Annotated in this window: 13 protein-coding genes and 1 riboswitch; of the genes, 7 read left to right on the forward strand and 6 right to left on the reverse strand. The window is 32.0% G+C overall.

Annotation, left to right across the window (positions count from 1 at the left end; genetic code table 11):
* Positions 1-6: 6 nt before the first annotated feature.
* On the reverse strand, positions 7-1,362 hold the full coding sequence (locus QVZ41_RS00660; RefSeq protein ID WP_302882629.1) for an N-acetylmuramoyl-L-alanine amidase: 1,356 nt from the start codon (positions 1,360-1,362) through the stop codon (positions 7-9).
* A 207-nt stretch (positions 1,363-1,569) separates the two neighbouring features.
* On the opposite strand from QVZ41_RS00660, the gene QVZ41_RS00665 reads away from it, so the two are divergent.
* On the forward strand, positions 1,570-4,245 hold the full coding sequence (locus QVZ41_RS00665) for a putative LPS assembly protein LptD (RefSeq protein ID WP_302882630.1): 2,676 nt from the start codon (positions 1,570-1,572) through the stop codon (positions 4,243-4,245).
* On the opposite strand, the gene cdaA is transcribed toward QVZ41_RS00665, so the two are convergent.
* Positions 4,242-5,015 (reverse strand): diadenylate cyclase CdaA, encoded by a 774-nt coding sequence (cdaA, locus tag QVZ41_RS00670; RefSeq protein WP_073122112.1) that lies wholly within the window; start codon positions 5,013-5,015, stop codon positions 4,242-4,244. The two genes, QVZ41_RS00665 and cdaA, sit on opposite strands and share 4 nt — an antisense overlap.
* A gap of 102 nt (positions 5,016-5,117) precedes the next feature.
* Between cdaA and QVZ41_RS00675 the strand changes: the two genes are divergently transcribed.
* Positions 5,118-5,633, forward strand: coding sequence for a DUF7935 family protein (locus QVZ41_RS00675; protein WP_302882631.1), 516 nt, complete (start codon positions 5,118-5,120; stop codon positions 5,631-5,633).
* A 57-nt stretch (positions 5,634-5,690) separates the two neighbouring features.
* On the opposite strand, the gene QVZ41_RS00680 is transcribed toward QVZ41_RS00675, so the two are convergent.
* The 3 genes from QVZ41_RS00680 to QVZ41_RS00690 form a co-directional block, all read right to left on the reverse strand.
* Positions 5,691-6,752 (reverse strand): YncE family protein, encoded by a 1,062-nt coding sequence (locus tag QVZ41_RS00680; RefSeq protein WP_302882632.1) that lies wholly within the window; start codon positions 6,750-6,752, stop codon positions 5,691-5,693.
* A gap of 6 nt (positions 6,753-6,758) precedes the next feature.
* A complete protein-coding gene (locus tag QVZ41_RS00685) occupies positions 6,759-8,648 on the reverse strand; it encodes a TonB-dependent receptor plug domain-containing protein (protein ID WP_302882633.1) in 1,890 nt (629 codons plus the stop codon).
* Between the two features lie 24 nt (positions 8,649-8,672).
* Positions 8,673-8,879: riboswitch (cobalamin riboswitch) on the reverse strand.
* 21 nt (positions 8,880-8,900) lie between these two features.
* Entirely contained in the window at positions 8,901-9,827 is a 927-nt protein-coding gene (locus QVZ41_RS00690; protein WP_302882634.1) for an ABC transporter substrate-binding protein, read from the reverse strand.
* A gap of 94 nt (positions 9,828-9,921) precedes the next feature.
* On the opposite strand from QVZ41_RS00690, the gene QVZ41_RS00695 reads away from it, so the two are divergent.
* The 5 genes from QVZ41_RS00695 to QVZ41_RS00715 are packed head-to-tail and all read left to right on the forward strand — an operon-like array spanning position 9,922 to position 13,863.
* Positions 9,922-10,425, forward strand: coding sequence for a bifunctional adenosylcobinamide kinase/adenosylcobinamide-phosphate guanylyltransferase (locus QVZ41_RS00695; RefSeq protein WP_302882635.1), 504 nt, complete (start codon positions 9,922-9,924; stop codon positions 10,423-10,425).
* Positions 10,426-10,432: 7 nt separating this feature from the next.
* On the forward strand, positions 10,433-11,446 hold the full coding sequence (gene cobT / locus QVZ41_RS00700) for a nicotinate-nucleotide--dimethylbenzimidazole phosphoribosyltransferase (protein ID WP_302882636.1): 1,014 nt from the start codon (positions 10,433-10,435) through the stop codon (positions 11,444-11,446).
* A gap of 1 nt (position 11,447) precedes the next feature.
* The gene (locus QVZ41_RS00705; protein ID WP_302882637.1) at positions 11,448-12,200 is read left to right on the forward strand and encodes an adenosylcobinamide-GDP ribazoletransferase; all 753 of its coding nucleotides are present in this window, start codon (positions 11,448-11,450) and stop codon (positions 12,198-12,200) included.
* On the forward strand, positions 12,197-12,736 hold the full coding sequence (gene cobC, locus QVZ41_RS00710) for an alpha-ribazole phosphatase (RefSeq protein ID WP_302882638.1): 540 nt from the start codon (positions 12,197-12,199) through the stop codon (positions 12,734-12,736). The genes QVZ41_RS00705 and cobC overlap by 4 nt, the downstream gene beginning before the upstream one ends.
* Positions 12,737-12,738: 2 nt before the next feature.
* A complete protein-coding gene (locus QVZ41_RS00715; RefSeq protein ID WP_302882639.1) occupies positions 12,739-13,863 on the forward strand; it encodes an ABC transporter substrate-binding protein in 1,125 nt (374 codons plus the stop codon).
* 204 nt (positions 13,864-14,067) lie between these two features.
* On the opposite strand, the gene QVZ41_RS00720 is transcribed toward QVZ41_RS00715, so the two are convergent.
* Complete coding sequence (locus QVZ41_RS00720; protein ID WP_302882640.1) at positions 14,068-14,565, reverse strand: hypothetical protein; 498 nt, start codon at positions 14,563-14,565, stop codon at positions 14,068-14,070.
* Positions 14,566-14,613: the final 48 nt, after the last annotated feature.

The following is a 14,613-nucleotide window of genomic DNA, read 5'->3' on the forward strand; positions in this document are numbered from 1 at the left end:
AAATATTTAATTTGTTTGCCTTTTCAAGGCCTCTTTTAGCGTGATTCTTTCATCATTTAAAAAAGCCACTACAAAAGCTGAGCTGTATTTTTTAGATTTTGCAGAGGCTAAATACTTCTTTGCTTGGTCGTAACTGCTTGTTTTTCCTAAATAATATTTATAATAATTCCCAACTTTAACAGCTTCTACTTCATCCAATCCTTTAAAATTAGAGGGGCTTGTACTGATTTTATTTGTTGATGAAGCTATTTGAACTTTGTAATACACCTTAGAAACAGCATTATTAACAACTTTTGGAGTGGCTAATTGTTCTGTTATGGAATGTGGTGTCGCTTTTACCTCATCATTAAAACCAACAACAAAGGCGGTTTTATAACCTTTTGATTTGGCTAATGACAATCCTGTATTTGCTTCTTGTTTGTTGTTGTATCTTCCTAAATAATATTTGTAAAAGCCATCAACCTGAACTCTTTCTACATCTTTTAATCCTTTAAAATTATAAGAAGATGTACTAATTCTATTTTTACTAGAAGCCAATTGAACTTTATAATAAGTCCCTATATTTTCTGAAGCACTAGCAACATTACTCGTGTTTGGACTACTGATAACATCTCCATCATAAAAATCATTTGCAGCTACGTTCAACTGTTGTCTTTGTAAATATTTCTGCACAGACTTAGCTATGGAACTTGCCATTTGTTGCTGTCCCGCAGCAGAATATAAATATTGACCTTCAATTCTATTAGTTAAAAATCCCGTTTCTATCAATACACTTGGCATATATGTTTGATACAATACCACAAAACCAGCTTGCTTTACTCCTCGATTGACTCTATTTAAAGATTTTTCAAACTCAGTTTGAATCAAACTAGCTAACAATAAACTTTGATCTAAGTTTTCTTCTTGTTCCAATGATAGTCCTATTACTGAGGTTGGATTGCTAGGATCAAAACCCTGATAACGCTCTTGGTGATTTTCTTCTTGTAAGATTACCTCGTTCTCCGCCTTTGCAACTCTAAAATTTCTATCATTTCCTTTTAAAGAAAGCACCCACGTTTCTGCTCCTATTGCTTGACTGGTATGTGCATTACAATGTACTGACACGAATAAATCTGCATCCGCATCATTGGCTATATCTCCTCTTTTCCATAAATCAACAAAAACATCCGTAGTTCGGGTATACATTACCTTAACACCAGGAATAGTAGATAGTATTTTACCTGTTTTTAAGACGATATTTAGGGCTACATCTTTTTCTTTTGCTCCTTTGTATCCTACTTTACCCGGATCTTTCCCTCCATGACCAGCATCTAGCACCACAATAAAACCTTCATGTTTTTGGGCAGAAACATCTGTTATCATTGAGCTAAAGAGCACAATAAACACAACACTTATGCGTATTAAAGAAAAGTTCTGATATTTAAATATGGGAATCAATTTCATCAATAAAATTTAATTATTTTTGGACTTTTAAATTGGCATCCATATTGTTGTCAATTGGACTAGACAAAAATAGGACTTAAAGCATTGCAAACAAATAGACTTTACATTCTTTTATTAGTTTTATTCATGTGCTTAAGTAGTTTACCTGCTAAAGCTCAGGATAAAACTACAGATACTAATATTTTAACGCAAGCTAAAGATTCTATTGTGCAAAACGATAGCATACCTGCTATTAAAAATGATAGTATTGTTGCCATACAAAACGACAGTATTCCCAACATTGCTAATGATAGCATTGTTACTCCTAAGAAAAAAGAAGCCATAGAGGATATTATAGAACACTCTGCCAAAGGGTATATTGAAGAAGATATTCCAAATAAAAAGGTTTATTTATATGATGAAGCCCATGTAGTTTACGGAGAAAACGAAATTACTGCTGGTCAAATTTTAATTGATTACAACACCAATACCTTTCAAGCAAGAGGAATTCCCGATGAAAAAGGAAAATATTCTCAATTACCTGTTTTTAAAACCACTGGTAATGAAACCACTCAAGATTCATTAATTTCTAATTACAAAACCAAAAAAGCCATTATTTATGGTTTAGAAACGGAACAAAACGGAATTAACACCTTAGGTCAGAAAACAAAAAGAGTAAACGATTCTACCATTTTTGTGCGTAATATTATTTTTACAACCTCAGATCCAAGACATCCAGATTATTACTTAAAAACTACCAAAGCAAAAGTAGTTCCAGGTAAAAAAATTATTACAGGAGCTACTAATTTAGTCATTGCTGATGTACCCACTCCTGCTATTTTCCCATTTGCTTATTTTCCATTAACTAAAAATAGAACCTCTGGTATTATTTTCCCAACTTATGGAGAATCTTTTAACCAAGGATTTTTCTTACAAAATGGAGGTTATTATTTAGCGCTTAACGATTATTTTGATTTAAAACTTACTGCCGATATTTATTCTAATAGTAGCTGGGGAATTAATGCCGCTTCAAGTTATCGAGTAAGATATAAGTTTAGTGGAAATTTTAGTTTTAATTACGATAATCTTATTAGCGGAATTGAAGGTTTTTCTAGCTATAGTGTTGCCAAAAACTTTAACTTAAGATGGTCTCATAGTCAAGACAGTAAAGCTTCTCCTAATAGTAGATTTTCTGCCTCTGTAAACTTAGGTAGTAGTCAATATTTTAGGCAGTCTGTTAATGAAACTAACAATGGTTTAGGATTGACCAACACTTTAAGTTCTTCTGTTTCTTATTATCAAGATTTTGTTGGAACTCCTTTTAACATGAGTCTTTCTGCTAACCACAGACAAAATACAAACACAAAAGATGTCTATTTAACACTCCCATCTTTACAGTTAAACATGGACAGACAATACCCGTTTGCTCCTAAAAATGGAACCAAAAAAAATGCTTTTCAAAGAATTGGTCTTACCTATTCTTTGAAAGCTGACAATCAAGTAACCACTACTGAAGATGAATTTTTTAGTAGCAAAATGTTTGACAAAGCAAAAAATGGGGCTCAACACAATGTAAGTATGAGTACCAACATGAAACTGTTTAAATATTTTTCTTTATCGCCTAGTATGAGTTATAGAGAAGTTTGGTATTTAGATAAAATTCACAAAGAATATGATCCTATAGAAAATAAAGTTGTGACAGATACTATTTCTGGGTTCAATGCCTTTAGAGATTACAGTGCATCAACATCATTAAGTACCACTATTTATGGAATGTTTAAGTTTAAAAACAGCAATTTAAAAGCCATTAGACATACCATGAGACCTTCTGTTTCTTATAGCTACAGACCTGATTTTGGTTTTTATTATGAAGAGGTACAAAAAAATGCTGCTGCAACAACTTTTGAAACTTATTCAAAATTTGATAACGGAATTTATGGAGGTCCTTCCAGAGGAGTTTCAAACTCATTAGGATTTAGTTTGGCCAATACCTTAGAAGGAAAAGTAGCCAATAAAGATGATTTAGAAGGCGAGGATAAAAAAATCACCATTTTAAACTCATTAAATATGAGTACCAGTTATAATTTTACTGCAGAAAGTTTTAAACTTTCTCCTGTAAACTTAACGGCAGGGACAACCATTCTAAAAAAAATGAACCTAAACTTTGGAGCATCTTTAGACCCTTATGCTTTAAAACCTAACGCAACCACTGGTAAAATAGAAAGAGTTGATGCTTTGAGTTATAAAAACGGAGGTCCTTTACTTAGAATGACCAGAGCTAACTTTACCACAGGGTATTCCTTTTCTAACAAGGATTTTGAAAAGAAAAAAGAGGGAGTCACTACAGAAGAAGAGGAAGACCCAACAGCTTATGATCAAGATCTGTTTGGTGCAGACCAACAAAACACCAATGATTTTTCTGTAAATCCAGAGGACGAAACAAATACCCAAAAAGAAACAGAAGAAACTACTGACTTACCTCAATATATCTCTGCCATGCCTTGGAATTTACGTTTCTCATTTTCTACCAATTATACCAACAGTTTGGGTGAGAAAAAAATTTCATCTGCTTCTTTAATGTTTTCTGGTGATGTAGAATTAAGTCCAGGATGGAAAGTTGGAGCCTCCTCTGGTTATGATTTCATCAATGGTGGTATTACTTACACCAATTTAAGATTTACGAGAGATTTAAGAAGTTGGAGTATGAACTTTAACTGGGTTCCTATTGGAAATTATAGTTCTTACTATTTCTTTATCGGAGTTAAATCTTCTGTATTGAGTGATTTAAAATGGGACAAACGTAACGTTAACAGAGATTTTTAACTTAGGTACATTCTAATTTTTTCTTGCAACTCATTAGTAGTGCTATACAATTCAAAAGCACCATCAATAATAAAAGATATTTCTCCTGTTTCTTCAGAAACCACCAAACACATAGCATCTGTTTTTTCAGTAACTCCAATAGCAGCTCTGTGTCTTAATCCAAACCTACTTGGCAATTTTTTCTCTGACAAAGGCAACACAACTCTTGTGGCTACCACATAGTTTTCTTTTACAATAATAGCACCATCGTGTAACGGGCTATTTTTATAAAAAATACTTTCTAGAATAGGAATATTAATTTCAATATTCATGCTGTCTCCTTTTTCACTTAAAAAATCAAGACTATTATTTCTTTCAATTACAATTAGAGCTCCTGTTCTAGAAACACCAAATTTTTCGCAAGCCATCACCAAAGCTTCTACATCAACATCAATAGATATTTCTGCTTTTAAAAACTTTAATTGGTTAATGAAATTTCTTTTGCTTTTAAAATTTGTCGATCCTAACATCAGCAAAAACTTACGCATTTCTGGATGAAAAATAATAATCAACGCAATGGCTCCACCACTTATTAAAGTTCCTAATAAAGAACTAAACATTTCCATGTGTAAGGCCTCAGTAACTTTATATATTAAAAACACAATGGCAATACCAATAAAAATATTAATGGCCACTGTACCTTTTAACAACTTATATACGTTAAATAACAAAAAGGCTACTAAAAGAATATCTAGCAGATCAATAAAAGTAAATTCCAAAAAACTGAACACAGGCTTGTTTTTATATTGCTTGCCTAAAAGTAATCATTTTTAAAGAAACTCATATTTTGACACCTAAAAACTAACATTTATATTCGCTTAAAATATTTTACAATGGATGAAATTCTAGAAATCCTTAAATACACCCTTCCATCAGTAATTACTGGTGGTGTAGCTGCTTACTTTTTAAAGCAATATGTTTTTATGGAGAATAACAAACGAAAGTTTGAAATGCTGAATGATAAAAAGAAACAAAGTTTACCCATAAGACTTCAGGCTTATGAAAGAATGACCTTGTTTTTAGAACGTATAAATATCACAAATCTTGCTTACAGAATTGATCCAGAAACATTCAATAAAATTGAATACGCCAAATTATTGATTGCTCAAATAAATGCTGAATTTGAACACAATTTGGTACAGCAAATTTATGTAAGTCCCGATTGTTGGACATTAATTGTAAACACCAAAACCACTATTTTAAATAATATTACCGCTTACAGCATGCACGATAATTTAACGAGTGGAAAAGATTTACAACAAGAATTAATTAAAATTGGAAAAGAAGGCCCATCCCCCACACAAATTGCCCAACAATACATTCAAAAAGAAGTACAAACTATTTTATAAACAAAAAGCCCATGCAAATTTGCATGGGCTTTTCTCTTCTTCATAGCAACTCACCAATTACTCAGTAAAGTAAATTTTTGAAGCTCCTAAAGCTACTTTTGTTGTAAACACTTTTTCTTTGGTACTTAAATCAAATACATAAAGATTACTTTGAGCAGTAAAGTTTGCTTCTACACCATATAGGTTTCCGTTTTTAACTGCCATTCCATATAAACTTTGAGATATTAATGCTTTAGTTGGTAAAGTCTCTTCTCCTGAATTCACTTTATAAACCCCTCCTGATAGGTAATAATATATTTGTCCGTTGTCATAAGTCATTAAACTAGGATGCTCCCCTTCTTCAAACTCTATCGTTTTCGTTATTGTATTAGTAGTAGTATTTATAATATGTATAGCTGCTTTTGTTTCACTTTTTATAGTTGGCCATGGATCATAAACAATACTACCTTCCGATAGAACTAACAAATCTCCATTATTATTTAACAACAACTCATCTGGATTGTCTTTCACTGTAATTTCAACAACATCATCAGTAGCTGTATCAATTACAGAAACAACATTATTTGTTCCATATGCCCCTTTGTGAGATACATATAGCTTATTTCCTTTGGCAACAATTTGTTCAGGACCATTTGCTACAGAAATTGTTTTTTCAACAGTATTGGTATTTAAATTTGCAACAGCAATATAATCATCTTCTGTGTTATATGGATCTCCCCAATTGGTAATATATCCCTTATCTCCTACAACAGTCATAAAACGGGGAGTGTTTAAATCAGTTTTAATTTCTCCAGTTTTAATAAAAGTTTTTTTATCAACCATTGTAACCGTATTGGCATTATCTACAATAATAAAAGCACTATTTTCATTAAAAGCCATAGATTGTAAATATGTTCCCAACTGAGTTCCGTTAGCACTTAAATAAATAAATTGATATTTTGATGTTTGGTCTGATGACAAATAAGTAACAGAACCTGTTCCTGCTCCCGATCCTTCTCCGCTGATTAAAATTCCATTAGAATAATCTCTATTTACTAACTCTATAGAATCATCATTATTACATGATACGATAATAAGAGCAATAACTAAAAGCTTTAGTATTTGTTTGGTAGTTTTCATTTAATTTTAAAATTTATAATTGATGTTTAGGTTATAATTTCTTCCAGGCATAGGTCTTGAAACACTATATAAATACAACTGATTAAAAATATTTTTAACCGCTAGTATAACATGTAAAGATTTGGTTCCTTTTTTTAACAACGAGACTCCTGCTCCTGCATTAAAAACAGTAAATGCATTTAACACTGCCCCGGGAGTGTCAATATTATCTTCTGTAGTATATACTTTACTCTGACTTAAATTCTGTGCATATGCTGTAAAAATATTATTTTGATAATTTACAGTGGCATTAAATAAATGTCTAGGCACAAAAATGAGCTCTTTATTTGTCTCTGCATCTTTTGCCACAGTATAGATGTAATTTGTAGCAACATCAACAGAATGGTTTTTTGAAAAAGAATAACAAAATCCTCCAAAAAACTCAGCTCCTGTATGGAGAGATTCATTTAAGTTCATCGGTTTCCAAACTCCTGAATTATTATTTGGAGTCCAAATAATTTTGTTATCAACATTCATATAAAACAAAGTACTTTTAATTGTAAACCAATCATTTTTATATTGATAGCCTACATCTACCTGTTTTGAATGTTCTGGAATTAAAGTTGTATTTCCTTGTCCTGGCCAATACAAATCATTTAGGGTAGGTACTCTGTAATTGGTTGAAATATTTAAAAGAATTTCATTTGTATCATTTAACGCATAATTGTTTCCCAAAGAAAAAACAGCAGGAACTGTAAAGGCAGAATTGAATTCTTTTTTTAGTTCTAAATTATATCTCCATTGCTTAGTAAGAATAGAATTAAAACCCAACGCAAAAGCGTATTGTTCTCTTGTTTTTTCAGAAATTTGATTTGTTTTCCCTTTGATATTTTGAAGATCTAAAAAGGCATTAATAGCGGTGTTTTTAGTTAGATGATATGTAAAATCATAATTAAACAACCATCTTTTTGACTTTCCGTAATCGTAATCTATATTGTTTTTATCACTAAAATATCGATATTCTTGAGTTAAAAACGCTGATTTAAAAACATGAGAAAACTGATTTTTCTGAACATCCCAAACTACTAAATTACGCTGATTTAAATCTATATATTTTTCATTAGCTCCAGATGGATTTGGTAATTCTCCCGAAAACAATCTATCTCCTTTAAAACCGGTGGTATAAAAACTTAACGAATTTCCTTCTGAAAACTGATATCCTACACTTAAATTCAATCCGTAATTTTCATAATCACCATTACTGTTTTTTAAATAATTACCATCTGTATCTTTATACCTATCGTCAATCAAATCATAATCATTATCAGATTTATTAAAATTTGCTCCTAGTTTTATTGCCCATGTTTCAGTTCCCAAATTGGTTTTGAAAAAATTAGAAGTCGTATTAAAACTTCCATAAGAACTAAACAATTGAAAGTTTTGATGTTTGTGAAAGTACAGATTATCGTTTGCATGGATAGAACCTCCAATAGCCCCAGAACCATATTTTACAGAACCTCCTCCACTTTTAATTACAATTTCATCAGCAGTATTTAAAGACAAACTATTTAATCCTGTTTGTCCATTTCCAATAGCATTTACGTTAATTCCATTCCACAAAACAGCTGTGTTAGCTGCCGAAGTTCCTCTAAAACGAGCTGAGCTTGTCCCTCCATTTCCATAATCTCTAATGGCTACTACAGAATTAAATCTTAAAGTTTCTGTTAGGTTTGTTGGGTTTTTTACAATATTCTCACCTGTTATAAGGGTAACTTTTTGACCAACTACATTATTTCTTACATAAGAATCGGCCACAATGGTAACTTTACCCAAACGATTGATAGTATCATTTTGAGCTAAGGTTACAGCACACCAAAGCATGCTTATTAAAAAAAACGCATTACATAGTTTTATCATAAATTTCCTTTGCTCCCGAAAGAATTTATATTTATGATTGTGGCAGGTCTCCTGACTTGCGTCTTATTACTACCTTCCCATTTTATAAAACAGTGGTCTAAGAATGTAACAAGCACCCTATTGGGCTAAGCTTACAGTTGCGGGGACAGTTCTTGATTTTAACAAGATTCCCTTTTAATTTTAGCTCTCAATTTCTTGAATAGCATAAAAACCAAAATCGTGGCAAATTTACGTTGTTTTTTTAGTTCTCAATTATTTTTTATCAAAATAATTACAATATCTATTTTCCAACCCTGTAGGTTCAGTAAAAACTGTAGGGTGAAATATTTTTGATAATACCACAATTCCATCTACCAATGTACTAGCAGATGATTGCGTAAACATATCAAAATCGGCTAAATAGACTTGCTTGTTCTGTACAGCTCTTAAAGAATTCCATTCAGGTTTAGCTTCTAAAAACTTCATATCCTCTAAAGTTCTTTCTTGGGAATATCCACAAGGAGCAATGACCAAAACTTCTGGATTGTATTTTACTATTTTTTGCCAATCGATAACAATGCTATCTCCCGAAGGATGTGATAATAAATCAATTCCTCCTGCATAGCCTATTTGATGAGGAATCCAATGTCCGCAATTAAACAATGGATCTATCCATTCTAACAACATCACACTTTTGGGCATTACCCTAGCCTCACGTTGCTTGTCAACTATATCTGCAATTTTATTCTTAAGAAAAGTAACATGGTCTTTCCCTAAAACTTCTTGATCTAAAGCTTTTGCGATGGTAATGACATTCTCAAATACATCTTCTAAAGATTGTGGAGTGATAGAAATCAATTCAGGAATCTTCTCTAATTTATGTACCGCTAAAGAGGCACATTCGGTGTCTATCTGACAAACGTCACACACATCTTGAGTAAACACTACATCAGGGGCAATTTTAGCCAAAGCAACTTCATCAACAAAATATAAACTTTCTCCCGTGGCTTTACTATTAGAGAACAAGGTATTGATTTCGTCACTGGTATAATTTTTCCCTTCTAAAACACATCTTACCACAGGTGTTTTCTCTTTTAAAGCTATTTGTGGACACTCAAACGTAATTCCATCTAACAAATTTTGCAAACCCAAATCATAGATAATTTGAGTAACTGCTGGCATAAAAGAAGACACTTTCATAAAAAATAATTTTAAGATTGCTAAAGTAAATTCTTTTTACAGATATATTTTTTTAATCTTAAAAAACTTACCAATCTTTGTTCAAAAATTTGACATGATATATTATATCACAGGAGGAGAACGTTCTGGCAAAAGTAGCTATGCACAGAAATTGGCTGAAAAACTAAGTCCAAATCCTTATTACTTAGCCACTTCTAGAATTTGGGATGAAGATTTTAAAAAACGCGTAGACAGACATGTTTCTGACAGAGATGAGCGATGGACCACCCTTGAAGAAGAAAAACATTTAAGTTCTGTTATTCCAGAGAAGTCGGTGGTAGTCATTGATTGTGTTACCTTATGGCTCACCAATTTTTATACCGATACAAAATATGATGTAGCCAAAAGTTTATCATTGGTAAAAGAGGAGTTAAGCAAGTTAAAAGAAATAAATGCCACCTTGATTATTATATCTAACGAAATAGGAATGGGGGTGCATGCCAATACCGAAATATCAAGAAAATTCACCGAACTACAAGGTTGGGTAAATCAAGAAATTGCTACATTAAGCGACAAAGCAACCTTTATGGTTTCTGGACTTCCAATGACTTTAAAATAAAATCAACATGAATTTTCAAGAAACTTTACAACATAAAATAGACACCAAAACCAAACCTTTGGGATCTTTAGGTATTTTAGAAAAAATAGCCTTTAAAGTGGGACAAATTCAACAAACCACCTCTCCTATTTTATCTAAACCTGCTATTTTGGTTTTTGCAGGAGACCATGGAATTGTAAATTCCGAACCTGTGAGTCCTTTTCCACAAGAAGTCACCACCCAAATGGTTTTTAACTTTTTAAATGGTGGAGCAGCCATCAACATATTTTGTAAACAACACCATATCCATTTAAAAATTATTGATGCTGGTGTAAATTACGATTTCGGGAAAACTCCCCATTTAATTGATGCCAAAATCAATAAAGGAACTGCCGATTTTTCTGTACAACCAGCCATGAGTATTGAGGATTGTAAAAAAGCAATTAACAAAGGAAAAGAATTGGTTACCAAACAATTTGCCGAGGGGACCAATGTGATTGGTTTTGGAGAAATGGGAATTGGGAATACTTCTTCCGCCTCTTTACTAATGAGTGCATATACCAATACTGATATCAGTAAATGCGTGGGTAAAGGAACAGGATTAAACAATGATGCTATTAGAGTAAAAACTGCTGTTTTAAGAAAATCTCAAGAAGCACATCCTAATATTACGGATCCTTTGGAGATTTTAGCCACTTTTGGAGGTTATGAAATTGCCATGATTACAGGAGCAATATTACAAGCAAAAGCATTAAACATGACCATTTTAGTTGATGGATTTATTGTGACTTCTGCTTTGTTAGCCGCCCATGACATGGAACCATCTGTAACTGATAATTGTATTTTTTCTCATTGTTCAGATGAACAAGGACACACCAAAATGTTACAATTTTTAAAAGCAGATGTCATTTTAAATATTGGACTGCGATTAGGTGAAGGTACAGGAGCTGCTTTGGCTTATCCGTTGGTACAATCTGCCGTAAACTTTTTAAACGAAATGGCTAGTTTTGAAAGTGCTAGTGTGACCAATAAATTGAGTTAATATGAAAAAAGAAATTGCTATTTTCTTGACTGCCATTATGTTTTTCACAAGAATTCCTTGTCCTAAAAACATAGACCATTCTCCTGAAATATTAGCCAAAAGTAGTCGATATTTTTCTTTGGTAGGAATTATAGTTGGAGCTTTTGGAGCTTTGGTGTTTTATTTAGCCGAATTTCTTTTTAACGATGCTATTTCTATACTGCTAAGTATGGCAGGAACCATTTGGATTACAGGTGCTTTTCACGAAGATGGTTTTGCAGATGTTTGCGATGGTTTTGGTGGCGGTTGGACCAAAGAAAAAATCTTAACCATTATGAAAGATTCTAGAGTGGGAACTTATGGAATTGTAGGGTTAGGATTGTTATTAGCGATTAAATTCAATGCTTTATCCGAATTTAATATTCACACTTATATTATTGCTTTAATTTCAGGACACGCTATTAGTAGATTTGCTGCAACCACACTTATTTATACGGAACCTTATGTGCAAGATATTGATAAAAGTAAAGTAAAACCATCGGCTATTGGTATTCAATTAAAAGACGTTATCATTAGTGGAATCTTTGCCATCATTCCCTTGATTTTCTTTTTTAATTTTTATGTATTTCTTGCTTTTACTCCTGTGATGATATCAAAATACATGTTGGCAAAATATTTTCACAAATGGATTGGTGGGCATACAGGTGATTGTGCCGGTGCTACACAACAAGTTTCAGAAGTCGTCTTTTATTTAAGCTTATTAATTATTCTATGAATCTATATTTAATAAGACATACCACACCCGATATTGACAAAGGTATTTGCTACGGACAAGCAAACATTCCTCTTTCTGATAGCTTTGAAGAAGAATCTGATTTTTTGATTTCTAAACTAAAGAATATCAATATCCAACAAGTAATAAGTAGTCCCTTACAGAGATGTACTAACCTTGCTGCGAAAATAAAAACTGATTTTACAATAGATGACAATTTAAAAGAATTAGATTTTGGAGATTGGGAATTGATGGATTGGAATAAAATTCCACAACAAGAAATTGATCCTTGGATGAAAGATTTTGTTCACGTTCCTGTTCCTAATGGAGAAAGTTATATGGATTTATATTTAAGAGTTTTGTCGGTTTACCAAAACATCAAAAAAGACAAAACAGCACTGGTTACTCATGCTGGGGTCATCAGAAGTATTTTAGCACACATTACAAAAACAGACTTAACAGATTCTTTTGATTTTAAAATTCCTTACGGAACTATTGTACAAATAGATACTGAAACCAACCAATATCAAATTCTTTAAACATGAAGTTTTTTACACCTCTATTTATTTTATGTACCCTTATTGCTTGTCAACCCAAGGCAACTAAAAAAACAGAAAACAAGGCTCTTATCAAACCAGAATTTGCCAAAGGATTTGTGTATGAAAAATACGAAAAATACATCAAGGCTATTGTAAAAACGCCATACAAAGGAGCCACAACTCCCTATGAATATATTATTATTAAAGGAGATACGGTTATCAAGCCAAGTCATGAAAATCAAATTGTGATTCATACTCCTTTAAAAAAAATAATCGCGACTTCTACTACTCAAATCCCTGTTTTAGAAGCCCTAAAAAGTGAAACTTTATTAAAAGGATACCCAAACACAAAGTTTGTATCTTCTCCAAAAACAAGAGCTTTAATTGACAATGGAAGTATTATTGATGTTGGACATGAAGAACATATGAATACCGAAATGGTTTTGGATATTCAGCCTGATATCTTATTTGCTTTTGCCGTGAACAATGTGAACAAAAATTTTACGACTTTAAAAAAAGCTGGAATCCCAATTGTGATTGATGCTAGTTGGTTAGAAGAAACTCCTTTGGGTAGAGCAGAATGGATTAAGTTTTTTGCCTTGTTTTTAAATCAAGAAAAAGAAGCCGATTTGGTGTTTCATCAAATTGTTGATAGTTATCAAAAAGCCTTAAAAACAATTCCTAACAACATTAATAAGCCCAATGTTTTATACGGAGGAATTTACAATGATATTTGGTACACTCCTGCTGGAGATAGTTATGTAGCACAAATTATGAAAGATGCGGGAACTAATTATTATTGGCAAAACACAGAGAGCACAGGAAGTTTGGCTTTACAATTTGAAGAAGTATTTGTTAAAGCTAAAGATGCAGATTTTTGGTTTGCTCCTGGTTATGCTCTTGATAAAAAAGCCTTAGCAAACACCAATAAACACTACACAAGTTTTAAACCTTTTAGCACCAACAATATTTATACGTACACAAATACTATTGGTGAGACTGGTGGACTAGTATTTTTTGAATTGGGTGCCTTAAGACCCGATTTAATTCTAAAAGATTTTATTAAAATTTGTCATCCAGAGTTGTTACCTAACTATGAAACTACTTTTTTTAAGAGGTTGGAATAACCTAGACTGTCCATCTTGTCTGGTGCTCGAATCCTTTCGAGGACCTTATTTATTCCTTCTGTTTCTTACAAAATTTAAAGACTTAATTTCTATATCTTGCAATAACTAGCGTTTGGAAACGCTAATTATGGTAATGGTACTCGAACATTCGAGCACCAGAGGGGGCTAGTGGGGAGCATGCAAAATTTTATAGGTTTATTATATTTATAGATGTTTTGTGTCAATAGACTCACAGATATTTCGTATTATTTTTAAAAAGTTCATAAACTCAGAGCTGTAAATTATTTTATGAGTATCGCTTCCAAGTATGACAACTTCTTTTTGGACAATATAACCATTTACAAAAAATAATATCTTTAATTCTGAGTAAGTTCCTATGTCTAAAAAACCTTTGTTTTTTATCCTATCTAATTCAATTTGCTTGTTTTTTGATTCAAAAAACATGTTAATATATTTCTTAATTTTTTCAACCTTTATTTTATTAATCAAAGTAGATTTTCCTTTAAGACTGTAATTATATATAGAATCATTTATAATACTAAATTTATATTCAAACACTTTATTAGAGTCCCAATACTTTATCTGTATACTGTCCGAACTAATATCTCTTTTATGAGGGGTTCCTTCTAAAAATTTACTTTCGAAAAATTCAATATTAAATTGATATGAAAAGGTAAAAAACATTATTAATAAGCTTCTCATTGTTGTTGTTTTCTGCATTTATTTCCCTACTCACTCTGGTGCTCGAAT

Origin of the sequence: Wenyingzhuangia gilva, from assembly GCF_030519655.1 — a bacterium.
Taxonomy (GTDB): domain Bacteria; phylum Bacteroidota; class Bacteroidia; order Flavobacteriales; family Flavobacteriaceae; genus Wenyingzhuangia; species Wenyingzhuangia gilva.

Excerpts from the sequence above, each read along its gene's own strand:
- QVZ41_RS00685 (WP_302882633.1), bottom strand. The coding sequence starts at position 8,648 with ATGATAAAACTATGTAATGCGTTTTTTTTAATAAGCATGCTTTGGTGT.
- QVZ41_RS00715 (WP_302882639.1), top strand. The coding sequence starts at position 12,739 with ATGAAGTTTTTTACACCTCTATTTATTTTATGTACCCTTATTGCTTGT.
- QVZ41_RS00690 (WP_302882634.1), bottom strand. The coding sequence starts at position 9,827 with ATGAAAGTGTCTTCTTTTATGCCAGCAGTTACTCAAATTATCTATGAT.
- cobT (WP_302882636.1), top strand. The coding sequence starts at position 10,433 with ATGAATTTTCAAGAAACTTTACAACATAAAATAGACACCAAAACCAAA.
- QVZ41_RS00695 (WP_302882635.1), top strand. The coding sequence starts at position 9,922 with ATGATATATTATATCACAGGAGGAGAACGTTCTGGCAAAAGTAGCTAT.
- QVZ41_RS00680 (WP_302882632.1), bottom strand. The coding sequence starts at position 6,752 with ATGAAAACTACCAAACAAATACTAAAGCTTTTAGTTATTGCTCTTATT.
- QVZ41_RS00660 (WP_302882629.1), bottom strand. The coding sequence starts at position 1,362 with ATGATAACAGATGTTTCTGCCCAAAAACATGAAGGTTTTATTGTGGTG.
- QVZ41_RS00720 (WP_302882640.1), bottom strand. The coding sequence starts at position 14,565 with ATGAGAAGCTTATTAATAATGTTTTTTACCTTTTCATATCAATTTAAT.
- QVZ41_RS00675 (WP_302882631.1), top strand. The coding sequence starts at position 5,118 with ATGGATGAAATTCTAGAAATCCTTAAATACACCCTTCCATCAGTAATT.
- QVZ41_RS00705 (WP_302882637.1), top strand. The coding sequence starts at position 11,448 with ATGAAAAAAGAAATTGCTATTTTCTTGACTGCCATTATGTTTTTCACA.
- cobC (WP_302882638.1), top strand. The coding sequence starts at position 12,197 with ATGAATCTATATTTAATAAGACATACCACACCCGATATTGACAAAGGT.
- QVZ41_RS00665 (WP_302882630.1), top strand. The coding sequence starts at position 1,570 with ATGTGCTTAAGTAGTTTACCTGCTAAAGCTCAGGATAAAACTACAGAT.